Below are 14,971 nucleotides of genomic sequence, written 5' to 3'. Positions count from 1 at the left end.
GGTGAATCAGCCGTACCATGCAGTCGCCGCGTGGCGTGCCGCCGGCGAGGCAGGTGACGCCGCGGCGGCGGTCGCCGCTCTCAGCCCGGACGTCACACTGGTCTCGCCGATCACCGAGCAGTTCGCCTTCCACGGTCGCCAACAGGTACGCGACCTGCTTGAGGTGGCCCTGGCCACGATCGAGGGCATCACCTACACCGACCAGGTCGCCGAGGGTCGTACCGTGGCGCTGTTCTACGAAGCCCGGATCGGCGACCGGCGCCTGTACGAAGCGCAGCGCCTCCGCCTGGCCGCCGACGGCCTGATCACCGAGATCACGCTCTTCATCCGCCCTCTGCCTGCGCTGACCCGGCTGATGACCAGGCTCGGCCCCGAACTGGCCCGGCGCAACAACCAACCCGGTCTTGCCCGGCTCATCCCGCTCGCCGCCGGCATGTTGCACTCGATGGCCGACACCGGGGAACGGCGCATCATGCCGCGCGCCGCGCCTCGATAGCATCGCTTGTGCCTGCTCTCCACGTACTCCGGGTGTTCTGCGGTCCCGGCGGTCGGTACGGGAACCCGCTCGGCGTTGTTCTCGACGGCCCTGCCGTGGCTCCTGGGCAGGACCGTCAAACCGTGGCCGCGCGGTTGGGTTTCAGCGAGACCGTCTTCGTCGATGACGCCGGGAGCGGGGTCGTCGACATCCACACGCCGAGCGTGCGGCTGCCGTTTGCCGGGCATCCCCTGGTGGGCACGTCCTGGTTGCTGAGTCGGCTCCACGCCGGCCCGGCAGTCCTGCACCCGCCGGCGGGTCCGGTGCCAACCTGGCAGGACGGCGAGTTCACCTGGATCAGGGGTCGCGCGCAGTGGGCGCCCGACAGGCTCATGCAGCAGTACGCCTCGGCCGAGGTGGTCGACGGGCTGCCGGCTCCGCCGCCCGGTGAGGGATGGCTGTACGCGTGGGCGTGGCAGGACCGCACCGCCGGTCGGGTACGTACCAGGGGATTTCCCCGCCGGGGCGACGGCATCATCGAAGATGAGGCCACCGGGGCGTCCGCGATCGTGCTCACCGCCGAACTGCGCCGCGCGTTGGACATCAGGCAGGGCAAGGGATCGCAGATCCTGACCCGACCTGGCCCGGACGACACCGTCGAGGTGGGCGGCCGAGTCGTCCTCGAGGAAATCCGCTCCCTCTGAATGAGATTCCGGAGCGAGGAGCAGTGGGGTACGAGTAGCAGGATCCCCAGCGGGTAGGGGAATGTCGTGAATAGCAAGGATTCGACCGACGAACAGCACTCCCGCCCAGCAGGGCTGGACGACACCACAGTCGAAGCGCTGGGCGAACTCAGCAAGGCGATGGAGACGATCCATCGGGTACGCGGCCACCTGTATTCGGCGCACCAGCTCGTGGGCGGGGCCGACCTCACCCTCGATCGGGTGGTGAAGCTGCTGCGCGACGCGGGTCACGACGACGTCGCCAACCGCGTGGAGAAAGAGCTACTGGGCCGGAACCTCCTGCCCGGCCGCTGGACCTTCCAGATCGTGGAGGAGTTCGACGACGGCTACTACGCCACGTTCCAGGAGATCGAGCGGGATGCGCGGGAGAAGCTGGCCGGCGGACGGCGGCACATCTACGAAGCGGAGATGAAGGAGCGACGGCGTAGCCACGGGATGCCGGGGCACGAAGCCACGCCGTAGGGATCACCCGAGGGCGCTCAGGCCCCCAGGCGTGCCGTCCACGACGCCACGTCGGCGACCGTGGAGTTGCCGCCACAGAGCACGAGGCCCAACCGGGCATCGTCACCCACCCGCTCCCGTACCCGGCGGGCGGCCGGCAGCAGGCATCCGGCGGCCGGCTCGGCCCAGACCTTCGCATGCTCGGCCAACTCCACCGTCCCCCGCACCGCCTCGGCGTCGGAGACCACGAGCACGTCGCTGACCAGGGCTGTCACGTGGTCGTAGGTGAGCTGCGAGACGGTCGGCGCGCTGAGCGTGGTGACGATCGACGACAGCGGCACCTCGACCGGCCCACCCTTGGCCAGGGCCTGCGACATCGCCTGCGCGCCCTCGGTCTCCACACCCCAGATCCGTACCCCCGGCCGGCGTGCCCGCAGCGCCGCGGCCACCCCGGAGATCAGCGCCCCGCCGCCGATGCTGACCAGCACGTCGGTCAGCTCACCGGCGTCGTCGGCGAGCTCCAGTCCGACCGTGCCCTGCCCGGCGAGCACCACCGGGTCGTCGAACGGGTGCAGCAGGGTCAGGCCGTCCTCCCGCAGCCGGGACATGAGCGCGAACGCGGCGGCCATGCCGTCGGTCAGATGGACGTCGGCACCGGCCGCGCGGGCTACCTCGACGGCACGCGCCGGCGCTGTCCGGGGCATCACCACGGTCGCCGCCACGCCCAGGGCGCCGGCCATCACCGCGACCGCGATGCCGTGGTTGCCGCCACTGACCGCCAGCACGCCCGCCGCCCGCTCGGCGTCGTCCAGGACGAGCAGCTTCGCCGCCGCGCCACGCGCCTTGAATGACCCGGTACGTTGCAGCAGCTCCAGCTTGGCGGTGACGGGCACGCCGAGCAGCTCGGACAGGCCGGGGCTGGGCACGGTGGGCGTGTGGACCACATGGCCGGCGATCCGGTCGGCGGCCGCCTCGATGTCCGCGAGCTCGATCATCACCGAAGCGTGCCACAGCAGCGGCACGGGCCAGCCCGCGGCTCAGGAGCAATCGACGTGAAGCCCCATCAGCGGTACCGGGTCAACTGCTCCGACCGAAGGTCGACGCCTGTTTGGGTGTACGCCTCGAAAACGTCCCCGAGCCGCAGCGCGGGGAGGTCTTCCAGCTGGTATTCGGAGATCAACGAGAAGATGACCTTGCCCTCCGGTATCCAATACATTTCGAGGGAAGCCAGATGCACACGGCGGACGTGATAGATCTCCACGCCCGCGCTGACGAGCCGGTCGGCCACCTCCTCGAACGGCACCCGGGGCGGGAAGCTCCCGTACCGGCTGCCGATCACCTCGGGGACCATGTCGTCGAACCGATGCAACTTCTCCGGCTTGACGTTGACGCAATCACAGATCCACTCGCCCGACCCGTCATGGAAGTTGGCGTCGACGATCCCGAACTGCCGCACCAGGTGGCGCTCGTTCCACGACCCCTCATCGAAATCGGACCCCAGTACGCCCGGCCAGTCGTCCGGACGGGAGCCGAGACCGACGCCGAGGACCATGCCGCTGACCGCGAAGTCAGCGAAGAAATCCAGATACGAGGACATCTCCCAAGTCCACACCCCCGCTCCCGGAGCACGCCACCATAAAACCTGGCAGCCTGGATTAGGGCGGCTGAACTGGTAGGTGACGGACGAGTCGCGTCTGGCGAAATCAGGGAGCCTTGACGATGCAACCGCTTGGAGACAAGCCGGCCGGATCGCACTGCCACTATCGGGCCGCCGTCGGGCCTAAGAGGTCCGGGGACACGAGGAAGACGGCCGTTCCGTCCTCGGCCGTTACGCTGTCAGGCTCGGTCGAGACCAGGACCAGCGGCCCCGACGAGGCATAGGACTCATCCCGGAACGCCTTGACGACGCACCGCACCGCAGCCGGCCTCGGCAACGCGGACTCGGGATCGAGGTCGGCCCGTCTTCTCGTCGTATTCCTCGGGTCTAGCCGCCGAAGGCCTCGGCCAGCAGGGCAAGGCGGTCAGCCGGCGCTCCCAGGTGACGAGGGCCGTGGTGGCCGAGGCAGACGGGCAGCCCCTTCTGCTCTGTCCAATCGCTGTCGCCCCAGAATCGATTGCTTCCGGCCAGCAGCTCCCCGGCAACCTCGTTCTGTCGCCGTTGAGCGCCTACAGCGGTGACGGCCGCCGCTACCATCTGTTTGGCTCCGCGCGGGATGGCAGCATCGCCCACAGCAGGAAGGAGCAGGAGGAGACGTTCCGCCTGACTGTGCTTCGGGTCCGGTTGACTCGCTGTCCTGACCAGCTCGGGCCAGGAGAGTGCCGGCCCGTGGAAACCGCCCTCCAGCGACGCGGCGGTGATCACGTCGTCGGATCCCGCTTGCTGAAGCAGGTAGTCCCATCCCGAATCGTCCTCGTAGTTGCGGAAGAGGATGTGCATGCGGTGGCCTTGGGCGAGGTTCAGAGAGATGACGGGCCAGATGCCGTGCTGGTGCATCTCCTCCGCGTAGACCTCGACATCTGCCGGATCGAGGTCGAAGGTCACCGCAGCCGTGTACGAGCCGCCCACGGAGAGCAGGAACGCCGGCCAGAACAAGGGGTCAGTAAGCCACGGCGTCGCGTCGACAAGCACGGATGCATCAACCGGTGGGCGGAAGCGGTTGAGATAGCCGAGGAGGGGCATCTGCCGATCCTCGCAGAGGCGTAGCCACTCGCGCTGGTGCGGGCTGACTGAGCTTGGCTGGTGACGCCGGTACGTTGGTGCGTGCCCCTACGTGCCCGTCGCGCCGGGAAGCCACGGGGAACGGCGGTCAACCACGGGCACCGTGACCAGGAGCGCGGTCCGTTGACTTCGGCCCGGACCGGCACCCCAGCGATTTCCCAAGCTGACGGTGCTGCCCCAAGATCAGGGCGCGCTCAGTGCGTCAGGGCGTCAAACGTCGCCCAATGTTGACCGTCAACGCCAACCAGCGTCAGAACATGCGACCAGGTCAGGGCCTTGATCGCGGCTCTGAGCTGGTGGGCGACGGACGAGTCGACCTGTACGCCGGATTCTGTGCGCGGCGCGTACCCCGAAAGGTTTGCGCCGGCGGCGGCCATCCATCTCGGCCTGCCGTTGCCGGCAGGCTCCAGCGGCCTACCCGCAGACATCGGGCGGGCAGCCCTCAAGCGTCTGCGCCGGGTCGTCATCTTGCGGTGACGGCCCTTGCTTGGCCTTGCTCCGGGTGGGGTTTACCGAGCCACCCCGGTCACCCGGGGTGCTGGTGGGCTCTTACCCCACCGTTTCACCCTTACCGTCCCCGATGGGGTCGGCGGTCTGTTTTCTGTGGCACTGTCCCGCGGGTCGCCCCGGGTTGCCGTTAACAACCACCCTGCCCTGTGGAGTCCGGACGTTCCTCGGCGGCGGGCCGAAGCCCGCCGACGCGACCGCCCGGTCGACTCGTCCGTCGCGCTCTCATCCTAACGACGGACGCACTACCGGTATTGCCGCCCCGCCTGCACAAGATCGCGCTGCTCAAGGGCGGCGGTCCGGCGGGCCCTCCCGGTCGGGCAGCGGCTAGCCTCGTGGGGCTATGGATTTCCCCCACGCCGCGCTGCTGCTCGCCGCCGGACTCGCTGCTGGCACGGTCAACGCGGTGGCCGGCGGTGGTTCGCTGATCACCTTTCCGGCGATGATCGCGATCGGGTTGCCCCCGGTCGCGGCGAATGTCAGCAACTCCATCGCGGTGTTCCCCGGTTACCTGGCCAGCGTGGCGGGCAGCCGGATGGACCTGCCGCGCCCCCGCGCCCTGGCCACGCTGCTGCCCACCACGATCGTCGGCACGATTCTCGGCGCGCTGCTGCTGCTGGCCACCCCGGCCCGCGCGTTCGAGCTGGTCGTACCCTTCTTGGTCCTCGGCGCGACCGCGGTCCTGGCCTTCCAGGACCCGCTGCGCCGGCTGGTCGGTCACCCCCGGGATCTGTCCCCGCGCCAGCGGACGGTCACGGTGCAGACGATGGTCGCGCTGGGTGCGGTGTACGGCGGGTACTTCGGGGCGGCCCTCGGGGTGATGCTGGTCGCCGGGTTGGCCCTGGTGCTGGATGCGACCCTGGCGCGGGTCAGCGCGATCAAGAATCTGCTCTCCGCGCTTGTCGGGTTGACCACGCTCGTGGTGTTCGCCGTGTTCGGCCCGGTGAACTGGACGGCCGTCGCGGTGGTCGCGCCGGCCACGCTGATCGGGGGGTACGCGGGCGCCCGGCTGGTGCGCCGGCTGCCGCCGGTGCTGCTCAAGACGCTGATCGTGGTGTTCGGCACGACGATCGGCCTGTACCTGCTCTGGCGCGCCCTGAGTTGAGCCTCCCGCAGGGCGCGGCGGGTGCCCGCTCAGTACGCCTCGCCCACCGGTTCCTCGGCGGCGTTCTCGGTGCTCGCGGCGGCGCGGTTCCAGCGGGACCAGAGCACCCGTTCGCCGTAGCCGGCGGCCATCAGGTGCGCGAAGGCCAGGTAGACCAGCACGCCGACGGCGAGGACCCCGAAGCCGACCCAGAACGGCAACGACAGCGAGTGTTCGGCGAGCTTGCCGGAGATGATCGGTGCTGGCGCTGCGGCACCCCAGCGGACCAGGTTGAACGCGCCGGTGGCGACGCGCCGGTCGCTGGAGCCGAGGCCGAGAGCCAGGTCGGTGAGGTTGGCGTTGGCCAGGCCCATGCAGAGTCCGGCGAGCACCAGCACCACGAGCGCCTCGGCGGTGCTGCGGGAGGTGGCGAAGAGGACCATGCAGACCAGCAGCCCGGCGATGGCCACGCCGACGGTCTGCACCGCGCCGATGCGGTGGGCCAGCCGGTGGCCGATCACCATGATGCCGGCGGCCAGGCCGAGCCCCCAGCCGGTGAAGGCGAGCCCCAGCGGGATGACGTCCAGGCCGAGGAAGAGCGGCGTGTAGCCGAGCACCACGAAGAACACGAAGTTGTACGCGGCGGTCACCACGCAGAGGGCGATGAACGCCGGCCGGCGGTAGGTGGCGAAGATCTGGCCGACGCGTACCGGGGCCTGCCGGTTGGTGGGCTCGCGCAGTTTGCGGGAGGCCACGCCGAGGGCGAGGACCATGAAGACGCCGCAGACGAAGAACGGCAGCCGCCAGCTGACCTCGCCGAGCAGGCCACCGATCAGCGGTCCGACGGCGAAGCCGAGACCGAGGGCGGTCTCGAAGAGGCCGACCACCCATTCCCGGTCGACGGCCAGGTTGACGAGCACCACCATGGCGGTGGCGAAGAACATCGCGTTACCCAGCCCCCAGACACCGCGCAGCACGGAGAGCTGCACGATGTTGTCGCTGAACGAGGCGAGGATCGCGGCGAGGCCGACCACGGAGACGCCGGTGATGAGCACCGGCTTGAAGCCGAACCGGCCGCTGGCCAGCGTCGCCGGGATCATGCCGAGGGCCATGACCGCGATGTACGCGGTGAACAGCAACTCGACCTGCCAGGCGCTGACGCCGATCGCCTCGCCGATGGCCGGCAGGATCGGGTCGACGACGGCGATGCCGGCGATGGCGAGGAAGGCCACCAGCGTGGTGGCGTAGATGGCACTGCGGTTCGGTTCGGTACGCCGATCCACTCCGACTCCCCAACTAGCTGTATCGTACAGGTACTTATTCTGTATCATACAGCTATGAGCGACGACCACGACGAGACCACCCTCGGCCAGATCGAGACCGAGGTGGCCCTGCTGATGCGCTTCGGCGAGGCCACCCGGCGGGCCACCGGCACCGCCGAGCACCGGGTGCTGGACCGCGCGGCGTACGTCATCCTGCGCCACCTGGCCGACGCCGGCCCACAGAACGTCTCCGCGCTCGCCGCCCGCCTCAACCTGGACGGCTCCACCGTGACCCGGCAGGTCTCCGCGCTTCAGCGCGACGGCCTCATCACGCGTACGCCGGACCCGTCCGACGGCCGCGGCACGGTCATCTCCCCCACCCCGGCCGGTCTCCAGCGGATGGCCGTCGTGCAGGCTGCCCGCACCCGGCTCTACGGCGACATGCTGGCCGACTGGACCACCGAGGACCGGGCCACCCTGGCGAGTCTGCTGAGCCGCCTCAACCAGGCGCTGATCAACCGCAACCGCCGCTAGACCGCGCCAACCCCACCCCACCCCGACCCACCCCGACCCACCCCACCCCGGCCCACCCCACCCCGGCCCACCCCACCCCACCCCACCCCGGCCCGTCGATCTTGCAGTTGTGGTGGGGGACAAAAGGACGGAATCACCATCTGCTGGGCACCACAACTGCAAGATCGACGCGGGAGACGCGGGAGGCGCGAGCGACGCGGGAGACGCGAGCGACGCGGGAGACGCGAGCGACGCGGGAGACGCGAGCGACGCGGGCGCGGGACAGGGCGCGGGACAGGTACGCCCGGGCACCGACACACGTCGGCGCCCGGGCGTACGTGCCTGGGGTCAGGCGACCGGCTCGCGGGCCGAGTCGGCGTCGCGATCGGTGCCGGGGGTGATGCGCGGGTCGCCCTCGTCGGCGAAGTAGTCGTCCGGCTCGGTGCCGTCGACCCCTTCCTCGACCTTCGCGGCCCGCAGCGCGAGCGTCACCAGTGCCGCCACGGCCAGGTTGACCGCCACCGCCACGATGCCGACGTAGATCGTCTTGGTGGTGTCGAACCCGAACTCGGACAGCGGGAACGCCGAGCCACCGAAGTGCTTCCGGGTCGGGCTGGCCACCTGGTAGAGCATCCACATGCCCAGCCCCATGCCGACCGCCCAGCCGACGATCAGGCCGGTGCGGTGGAACCAGCGGGTGTAGAGACCCAGCGCCACCGCCGGCAGCGTCTGCAGGATGATCACGCCACCGATCAGCTGGAGGTCGATGGAGAACTGCGGGTCGAGGAAGACGATGCAGGCCACCGCGCCGACCTTCACCACCAGCGAGGTGATCTTCGAGACGTTGGCCTCCTGGGCCGGGGAGGCGTCCCGCTTCAGGTACTCCTTGTAGATGTTGCGGGTGAACAGGTTCGCCGCCGCGATCGACATGATCGCCGCGGGCACCAGCGCGCCGATGCCGATCGCCGCGTACGCGACACCGGCGAACCAGTCCGGGAACTGCTGGTCGAACAGCAGCGGCACGACCGTGTTGCTGTCGACCGTGCCCTCCTTCGCGCCGGGCAGCGGCTTCACACCGGCCGCGATCGCCATGTAACCGAGCAGCGCGATCAGCCCGAGCAGCAGGCTGTACGCGGGCAGCGCCGACATGTTCCGCTTGATCACGTCACGGTTCCGGCTGGCCAGCACACCGGTGATGCTGTGCGGGTAGAGGAAGAGCGCCAACGCCGAGCCGAGCGCCAACGTCACGTACTGGAGCTGGTTGTTGCCGTTGAGCAGGATGCCGTCGTTCGGGTTGGGTGAGGCGTCGAACTTCGCGTCGGCGGCGGCGAAGATGTCCCCCCAGCCACCCAGCTTGTACGGCAGGTAGACGACCGCCACCAGGATGACGATGTAGATCAGGCTGTCCTTGACGAACGCGATGAGCGCCGGCGCGCGCAGCCCCGACTGGTAGGTGTACGCGGCCAGGATCGCGAACGCGATGATGATCGGCAGGTGCCGGGCCACCGCGTTGTCGCCGGTGACCCCCATCGTCTTGAGCACGGCCTCGATGCCGATCAGCTGCAACGCGATGTACGGCATGGTGGCCACGATGCCGGTGATCGCGATCAGCAGGGCCAGCACCGGCGAGTCGAACCGGTTGCGGACGAAGTCGGCCGGGGTGACGAACCCGTGCCGGTGCGACACCGACCAGAGCCGGACCAGCACCAGGAACACCAGCGGATAGATCACGATGGTGTACGGCACGGCGAAGAACCCGGCCGCTCCGGCACCGAACATCAAAGCCGGCACCGCCACGAAGGTGTACGCGGTGTAGAGGTCACCACCGACCAGGAACCAGGTGATCCAGCCGCCGAAGCTGCGCCCGCCCAGCCCCCACTCGTCCAGGTGCGCCATGTCCTTCGGCGCCCGCCACCGGGCGGCCACGAAGCCCATCACGCTCACCAGCAGGAAGAGGAACGAGAAGACGATGATCTCGGTGAGATGGTCACGCCACATCAGGAACCACCCCGCTTCTTCGTCATCTGGTAGACCAGCGTCGTGGTGCCGACGCCAAGCAGGATGAACGCCAGTTGCAGCCAGTAGAAGCGCGGAAAGCCGAAGACCCGGGGCGAGTCGCCATTGAAGAAGACCGGGATCAGCGGCACCACGATGGGGATGAAGAGCAACCAGTTCCAGGGGCTGTGGTCCTTCGCCCTGGTTGGCGCCGTGGTCGGCGCCTCCGGTTCCGGTGCAGCCATCTGACACACCTCCGGGGAGTCGAGGCTCTCGATGTAACGGCCGGAGGCTACGACTCTGTGACGGCGGTCACCTGACCCGCCCGGAGGGTGCTGCGCCGAACGGCCGACCGGCTGCGCCGAACGGCGTGACCGACCAGCCGGGCGGGAACGTGTGAGGAGCGCCGGCTCAGATTGCGGCGAGGTGGGCGGTGTCGTTGACCGTGCGGACCGCGATGCCGCCGTCGGGCCACATGTCGAGCACCGAGATGCCGGCCGCGTCCAGGAAGAGCCGATGCAGGAACCCGTCGCCGGCCGCGAGGGCGTCGCGCAGCACCAGCTTGATCGGCGAGACGTGCGAGACGACCACCACGGTCTCGCCGGGGTACGCGGTGACCAGCCCGGTGACGACGCGCTGCGCGCGTTCGGCGACGTGGGTGAACGACTCCCCGTCCGGCGGCGCGATCCGGGGTGAGGCGAGCCAGGCGTCCATCTCCCCCGGCCACTGCTCGCGCACCTCGGTGAAGGTGCGACCCTCCCACTGGCCGAAGTCGCACTCGATCAGGTCGTCCTCGGTGCGGACCGGCACGTCGCCGTCGAGCGCTTCGGTGATCGCCGCCGCGGTGGCCGTACACCGGGACAACGGTGAGCTGAGCACGGCCGCGACGGACGGGGCCAGCGCGGCCACCCGGGCGCCGGTGGCCAGGGCCTGGGCCCGGCCCTTCGCGGAGAGTGGCACGTCGCCGCGGCCGGAGTAGCGCCGCTGCTCGGTGTACTCGGTCTCGCCGTGCCGGACCAGGATCAGCCGGGTGGCGGTGAACGACGGCCGCGGCTCCCACGAGGCCGGCGCGGTGGCCGGGTCGCTGCCCGTCGCGGGCGTCGCCGGAGGTTGGCCCGTCGTCGGGGTCCGCGCGGGTCGGCCGGCGGCGGCGTCCATGGCGGCGTTGGCGAGCGCGTCGGCGTGCCGGTTCTGCTCGCGGGGGATCCACGCGAACCGGACCGCGGCGAAGCGGCCCACCAGCACGGCCGCCTCGGCGGCGAGGGGTCGCAGGCCGGGGTGCTTGATCTGCCACCGACCGCACATCTGCTCGACCACCAGCTTGGAGTCCATCCGGACGTCGACCTCGGCGGCGCCCAGCTCGGCGGCGGCGGTCAGCCCGGCGATCAGTCCCTGGTACTCGGCGACGTTGTTCGTCGCCGTGCCGAGCGACTCGGAGCGCTCGGCGAGCACCTCGCCGGTCTCCGCGTCCCGCACCACCGCGCCGTAGCCGGCGGGGCCGGGGTTGCCCCGGGAACCGCCGTCGGCCTCGATGCTGACAACCCGCGGGGCCACGACCTACAGACCCGACTCGTTGGTGCGGACCATGATCCGCCGGCAGTCCTCGCAGCGGACCACGTCGTCCGGGGCGGCCTTGCGGATCCGGGCCAGGTCGGCGCCGGACAGGTCCAGCCGGCAGCCGCCGCAGCGGCCCATGGTGAGCAGTGCGGCACCCAACCCCGTGTCCGCGCGGATCTTGTCGTAGAGGGTGACCAGGTCGGCCGGGAGGTCGGCGGCGAGCGGCTGACGGGCGCCGCGCTTGAACTCCTCCTCCTTGGCGATCTCGGCCATCGCGTCGTCGCGGCGCTGCTCGGTCGCGGCCCGCTTGTCCCGGGTCTCGGCCAGCCGCTGCTCCACGCCGTCCAGGACGCCCTGCGCGGTCTCGCGCTGCTCCATCAGCTCCAGCTCGGCGTCCTCCAGGTCGCCCTGGCGCCGGTTCAACGAGACCAGCTCGTGCTGGAGCGCCTCCAACTCCCGGGCCGGGCCGGTGCCGGCGGCGAGCCGGTTCTCGTCCTTCTCCTTGCGGGCGCGGACCTGCTCGACGTCCTTTTCCAACCGGGCGATGTCCCGGTCCAGGTCGTCGACCGCCACCTGGGCGCGGACCCGCTCATCCTCCAACGACGACAACTCCCGGGCCAGCGACTCCAGTTCGGCCCGCTCCGGCAGCGAACGCCGGCGGTGCGCGAGCTGGGCGAGGTTGGTGTCGATCGCCTGGAGGTCGAGCAGGCGGCGCTGCACCTGAGGGTCAGCCTTCACGGTCGGGCTCCTTGTCGTCCACAGCGGGTGCGGCGGCGTGCACGGTCCACGGGTCGGTGTCCAGGTCGGACACCAGCGTCTCGACGCCCAGCGCCTCCCGCAGGAGGGCGGCCAGGTCGTCCAGCCACGGTCGTTCGGTCGCCCAGTGGGCGGCGTCGATCAGGGCGGGACCATCGGCGGCGAGGTGCTCGCCGGCCGGGTGGTGCCGCAGGTCGGCGGTGAGGAACGCGTCCACCCCGGCGGCGGTCGCGGCGCCGAGGAAGCTGTCCCCCGACCCGCCGCTGACGGCGAGGGTACGAACCATACGCCCGGGATCCCCCGCCGCGCGAACTCCCCAGGACGTGACGGGGAGCACGGCGGCCGCGTGTCGGGTCAGCTCGGCGAGAGTCATCGGCTGGGGCAGCTCCCCGATCCGGCCGAAGCCCCGGTCGTCGCCGTGGGCGGCCGAGCCGGACGCGGGCCGCTGCAGCGGGCGCAGCCCGGTCAGCCCGAATCGGGCGGCGAGGGCGTCGGAGACGCCCGGGGCGGCCACATCGGCGTTGGTGTGCGCCGCGTAGAGCGCCACCCCGGCCCGGATCAGCTGGTGGATGATCCGGCCCTTGAAGGTCGTCGGAGCCACCGAGGAGACCCCGCGCAGCAGCAGGGGGTGATGCGCGACGATCATGTCCACGTCGGCGGCGAGGGCCTCGGCGACCGTCTCGGGCACCACGTCGACGACGCAGAGCACCCGGCGGACCGGGGCGGCCGGCTCGCCGAGCACCAGGCCCACCCGGTCCCACTCCTCGGCCCAGGCCGGTGGATAGCGCCGTTCCAGCTCGGCCACCACCTCGGTCACCGTGGGGGCGGATCTGCTAGTGCTCACGGCGGGCCAGCTTACCGGCGCGGGGGCGGTCCAGCGGTGACACCCGGCCAGGCCGGGTCGCGGGCAGGCCGTACGGGTGAGCGTCAGGCAGCGCTCACGGAGACGGCGTCCAGGGCGGCGAGCGGCATCGCCCACGGGAAGGTGTGCAGGTACTGCTCCCCCGTGCCGGGCGGATGCAGGGCGATCACGTGGTCACCGAAGAGCACCGTGACGCCCCACTCGGCCAGCCGGGCCACCCCGGCGCGGAACGCGGGGTGGACGGCCATCGCGGCGTTGGTGTACGGCACCGCGACGATGGGGACGCCCTTGCCCTGCGCCTCGACCAGCAACCCGAGCGCCAGGGTGTCGGTGATCCCGGCCGCCCACTTGTTGACCGTGTTGACGGTGGCCGGGCAGACGATCATGGCGTCGGCGGGCGGCAACACGTCCGGGTCACCGGGATTCTTGTAGTGCGTCCGCACCGGGTGGCCGGTCTGCCGAGCCAGTGCGGCCTGGTCGACGAACTTCGCCCCGTCCGGGGTGACGACCACGCAGACGTCCCAACCATCCTGCTGGGCAAGGTCGACCAGGCGACCGACGTGCCGGGCCAGCGGTGAACCGCAGGCGATGACGTAGAGCACCTGGCGGTGCCCGCTGTGGCGTGCTGAACCGGCCATCACACCGGCTCCGCGCTCATACCCCTACTCCCATGTGCTCAGCCAACTCCGCTACCGGAGAAGGCGGCGCACCACGTGTGCGACGAAGGATGTCCGACATCACCTCGTGGGCGATCGGCCGGCAGCGGACCTCCGACGGAGCGAGTCGGTCACCGAGCAGCAGCATCTCGCCGGCGTTCGCCACGTCGCCCAGTTGGGCGTACCCGCGGGCGATGTCGAGCAGGTGGTGGGCGCGACGTTCGGGCAGCAGCGCGTTGAAGGCGGGCTCCGCGATGCGCATCTGGTGCACCTCCACGGCCCGCCCCCCGTCACCCAGCTCCACCGCGGCGGCGGCCCGGTGCAGTTCGACGTTCGTCGGACCGAACGACGTCCAGTAGTGGTTGTGGTCGCCGCCGAGCAGCGTGGCGGCCTCCTGCGCGCAGTTGATGAGGTCGTCGACGCTCGCCGTGTCACCGATGCGCGACGCGGCCATCGCACCCTGGAGCAGCAGCATCCCGTAGACGGAGAGGCGGGCCGGGGTGACCCCGTTGCTCCCACCCGGGGCCAGCCGGTTGGCGATCTGGACGTTCAGCTCCAGCGCGGGGCGGGCCCGGCCCATCGCGACGAGCGCGTTGCAGACCCGGGTGGTCGCGATGCCGGCCAGCAGAGGGTCGTCGGCCCGCTGGGCCACCGCCATCGACCGGTCGGCGGCCAACCAGGCGAGGTCGCACTCGCCGAGCTTGCGCAGCACCGAGGAGGCGATCTGGTAGACCTGCCCGAGCAGGTGGGCCGCCTCGGGTGCCCGGTCACCGCCGTAGGCGGCGTCGGCGGCCTGCGCGTCGCGCAGCAGCTTGGGCAGCGCCCGGGTGAGCATGCCGTAGCGGCCGTACTGGTAGGTCAGCCAGGCGTGGTTGACGGCCTTGCGCAGGTCGTCAAGCGGCGGCGGACACGGCACCGCGTCGAAGTACGCGCTCATCGAGTCGTAGCGTTCCAGCGCCGCCCGGATCTCCTGCACCTCGACCTGGTCGATGCAGTTCAGCGCGTCGGTGCGGCGCTCCGGGTCCTTGCCCAGCAGGAGCTGCACGTCGACCTGGAGGATGTCGGCGATCTCGTAGAGGACGGAGAACTTGTCCAACCGGCGGACGCCGCGTTCGACCTTGTCCACCCAGCTCTTGGACTTTCCCAGGCGGTCGGCGAAGACCTGCTGGGACATCTTGCGGCGTCCCCGCCAGTACGCCACTCGCCGTCCTATGGGTAGCTCGTCCATCTGCCCATCCTCCCCTGCCGCCGCCGACCGATCGAGCCGGGGCGATGTCCGCGGGTGCGACGACGGCCGTTCGCTTTCAGGTTTTCGCTGGTCGCACACGATGTACGTCAGCCGTACAGCCAGTCCTCGTACTTTTCGTGCAAGTTGCACGAGCCGTTCGTCAACCTCAACGA

16 protein-coding genes and 1 other RNA gene are annotated in these 14,971 nt (G+C 70.5%); 5 read left to right on the top strand and 12 right to left on the bottom strand.

The genetic code is table 11. The features are described 5' to 3' along the window. Position 1: 1 nt before the first annotated feature. The 3 genes from AB0A90_RS10810 to AB0A90_RS10800 all read left to right on the top strand — a co-directional run bounded on the left by AB0A90_RS10810 (position 2) and on the right by AB0A90_RS10800 (position 1,680). A complete protein-coding gene (locus tag AB0A90_RS10810; RefSeq protein WP_357244950.1) occupies positions 2–496 on the top strand; it encodes a nuclear transport factor 2 family protein in 495 nt (164 codons plus the stop codon). Between the two features lie 8 nt (positions 497–504). Then, positions 505–1,179 (top strand): PhzF family phenazine biosynthesis protein, encoded by a 675-nt coding sequence (locus tag AB0A90_RS10805; protein WP_357244948.1) that lies wholly within the window; start codon positions 505–507, stop codon positions 1,177–1,179. Between the two features lie 66 nt (positions 1,180–1,245). Next, complete coding sequence (locus AB0A90_RS10800) at positions 1,246–1,680, top strand: hypothetical protein (protein ID WP_357244946.1); 435 nt, start codon at positions 1,246–1,248, stop codon at positions 1,678–1,680. Positions 1,681–1,697: 17 nt separating this feature from the next. Here the strand turns inward: AB0A90_RS10800 and AB0A90_RS10795 are convergent, their stop codons facing one another. From AB0A90_RS10795 to rnpB, 4 genes are all read right to left on the bottom strand, one after another. Next, positions 1,698–2,654 carry a threonine/serine dehydratase gene (locus AB0A90_RS10795; protein ID WP_357244944.1) on the bottom strand — a complete coding sequence of 319 codons (957 nt, stop codon included), beginning with the start codon at positions 2,652–2,654 and terminating at the stop codon, positions 1,698–1,700. Between the two features lie 68 nt (positions 2,655–2,722). Further along, on the bottom strand, positions 2,723–3,256 hold the full coding sequence (locus tag AB0A90_RS10790) for a hypothetical protein (RefSeq protein ID WP_357244942.1): 534 nt from the start codon (positions 3,254–3,256) through the stop codon (positions 2,723–2,725). Positions 3,257–3,643: 387 nt separating this feature from the next. Beyond that, positions 3,644–4,339, bottom strand: a complete 696-nt coding sequence (locus AB0A90_RS10785) for a hypothetical protein (protein ID WP_357244940.1) — start codon at positions 4,337–4,339, stop codon at positions 3,644–3,646. 343 nt (positions 4,340–4,682) lie between these two features. Next, positions 4,683–5,098: RNase P RNA component class A (gene rnpB, locus AB0A90_RS10780), an RNA gene on the bottom strand. Between the two features lie 130 nt (positions 5,099–5,228). On the opposite strand from rnpB, the gene AB0A90_RS10775 reads away from it, so the two are divergent. Further along, positions 5,229–5,990 carry a sulfite exporter TauE/SafE family protein gene (locus tag AB0A90_RS10775; RefSeq protein ID WP_357244938.1) on the top strand — a complete coding sequence of 254 codons (762 nt, stop codon included), beginning with the start codon at positions 5,229–5,231 and terminating at the stop codon, positions 5,988–5,990. A gap of 29 nt (positions 5,991–6,019) precedes the next feature. Here the strand turns inward: AB0A90_RS10775 and AB0A90_RS10770 are convergent, their stop codons facing one another. After that, positions 6,020–7,252, bottom strand: coding sequence for an MFS transporter (locus AB0A90_RS10770; protein ID WP_357244936.1), 1,233 nt, complete (start codon positions 7,250–7,252; stop codon positions 6,020–6,022). Between the two features lie 54 nt (positions 7,253–7,306). Here AB0A90_RS10770 and AB0A90_RS10765 point away from each other — a divergent pair, with 54 nt between their 5' ends. After that, the gene (locus tag AB0A90_RS10765) at positions 7,307–7,765 is read left to right on the top strand and encodes a MarR family transcriptional regulator (RefSeq protein ID WP_357244934.1); all 459 of its coding nucleotides are present in this window, start codon (positions 7,307–7,309) and stop codon (positions 7,763–7,765) included. Between the two features lie 327 nt (positions 7,766–8,092). Here the strand turns inward: AB0A90_RS10765 and mctP are convergent, their stop codons facing one another. The 7 genes from mctP to AB0A90_RS10730 all read right to left on the bottom strand — a co-directional run bounded on the left by mctP (position 8,093) and on the right by AB0A90_RS10730 (position 14,798). Further along, positions 8,093–9,742, bottom strand: coding sequence for a monocarboxylate uptake permease MctP (mctP, locus tag AB0A90_RS10760; RefSeq protein ID WP_357244932.1), 1,650 nt, complete (start codon positions 9,740–9,742; stop codon positions 8,093–8,095). Beyond that, on the bottom strand, positions 9,742–9,984 hold the full coding sequence (locus AB0A90_RS10755; RefSeq protein WP_238647498.1) for a DUF3311 domain-containing protein: 243 nt from the start codon (positions 9,982–9,984) through the stop codon (positions 9,742–9,744). The genes mctP and AB0A90_RS10755 overlap by 1 nt, the downstream gene beginning before the upstream one ends. Positions 9,985–10,150: 166 nt before the next feature. Beyond that, positions 10,151–11,293 carry a bifunctional RNase H/acid phosphatase gene (locus AB0A90_RS10750; protein ID WP_357244930.1) on the bottom strand — a complete coding sequence of 381 codons (1,143 nt, stop codon included), beginning with the start codon at positions 11,291–11,293 and terminating at the stop codon, positions 10,151–10,153. A gap of 3 nt (positions 11,294–11,296) precedes the next feature. Further along, on the bottom strand, positions 11,297–12,034 hold the full coding sequence (locus tag AB0A90_RS10745) for a C4-type zinc ribbon domain-containing protein (protein WP_357244928.1): 738 nt from the start codon (positions 12,032–12,034) through the stop codon (positions 11,297–11,299). Next, the gene (locus AB0A90_RS10740) at positions 12,024–12,896 is read right to left on the bottom strand and encodes a Nif3-like dinuclear metal center hexameric protein (RefSeq protein ID WP_357244926.1); all 873 of its coding nucleotides are present in this window, start codon (positions 12,894–12,896) and stop codon (positions 12,024–12,026) included. Before AB0A90_RS10740 ends, AB0A90_RS10745 begins: the two co-directional genes overlap by 11 nt. An 83-nt stretch (positions 12,897–12,979) precedes the next feature. Beyond that, positions 12,980–13,552 carry a flavoprotein gene (locus AB0A90_RS10735; protein WP_357244924.1) on the bottom strand — a complete coding sequence of 191 codons (573 nt, stop codon included), beginning with the start codon at positions 13,550–13,552 and terminating at the stop codon, positions 12,980–12,982. A gap of 16 nt (positions 13,553–13,568) precedes the next feature. Next, a complete protein-coding gene (locus AB0A90_RS10730) occupies positions 13,569–14,798 on the bottom strand; it encodes a helix-turn-helix domain-containing protein (RefSeq protein ID WP_357244922.1) in 1,230 nt (409 codons plus the stop codon). Positions 14,799–14,971: the final 173 nt, after the last annotated feature.

The organism is Micromonospora sp. NPDC049204, assembly GCF_040647935.1.
Taxonomy (GTDB): domain Bacteria; phylum Actinomycetota; class Actinomycetes; order Mycobacteriales; family Micromonosporaceae; genus Micromonospora.
Note: the sequence above shows the minus strand (reverse complement) of the source record. Positions and strands in the feature narration are given on the sequence as shown.

What these genes read in the sequence shown, in the direction of transcription:
- AB0A90_RS10765 (WP_357244934.1), top strand. Translation starts at nt 7,307, where the DNA reads ATGAGCGACGACCACGACGAGACCACCCTCGGCCAGATCGAGACCGAG.
- AB0A90_RS10735 (WP_357244924.1), bottom strand. Translation starts at nt 13,552, where the DNA reads ATGGCCGGTTCAGCACGCCACAGCGGGCACCGCCAGGTGCTCTACGTC.
- AB0A90_RS10785 (WP_357244940.1), bottom strand. Translation starts at nt 4,339, where the DNA reads ATGCCCCTCCTCGGCTATCTCAACCGCTTCCGCCCACCGGTTGATGCA.
- AB0A90_RS10775 (WP_357244938.1), top strand. Translation starts at nt 5,229, where the DNA reads ATGGATTTCCCCCACGCCGCGCTGCTGCTCGCCGCCGGACTCGCTGCT.
- AB0A90_RS10795 (WP_357244944.1), bottom strand. Translation starts at nt 2,654, where the DNA reads ATGATCGAGCTCGCGGACATCGAGGCGGCCGCCGACCGGATCGCCGGC.
- mctP (WP_357244932.1), bottom strand. Translation starts at nt 9,742, where the DNA reads ATGTGGCGTGACCATCTCACCGAGATCATCGTCTTCTCGTTCCTCTTC.
- AB0A90_RS10730 (WP_357244922.1), bottom strand. Translation starts at nt 14,798, where the DNA reads ATGGACGAGCTACCCATAGGACGGCGAGTGGCGTACTGGCGGGGACGC.
- AB0A90_RS10755 (WP_238647498.1), bottom strand. Translation starts at nt 9,984, where the DNA reads ATGGCTGCACCGGAACCGGAGGCGCCGACCACGGCGCCAACCAGGGCG.
- AB0A90_RS10790 (WP_357244942.1), bottom strand. Translation starts at nt 3,256, where the DNA reads ATGTCCTCGTATCTGGATTTCTTCGCTGACTTCGCGGTCAGCGGCATG.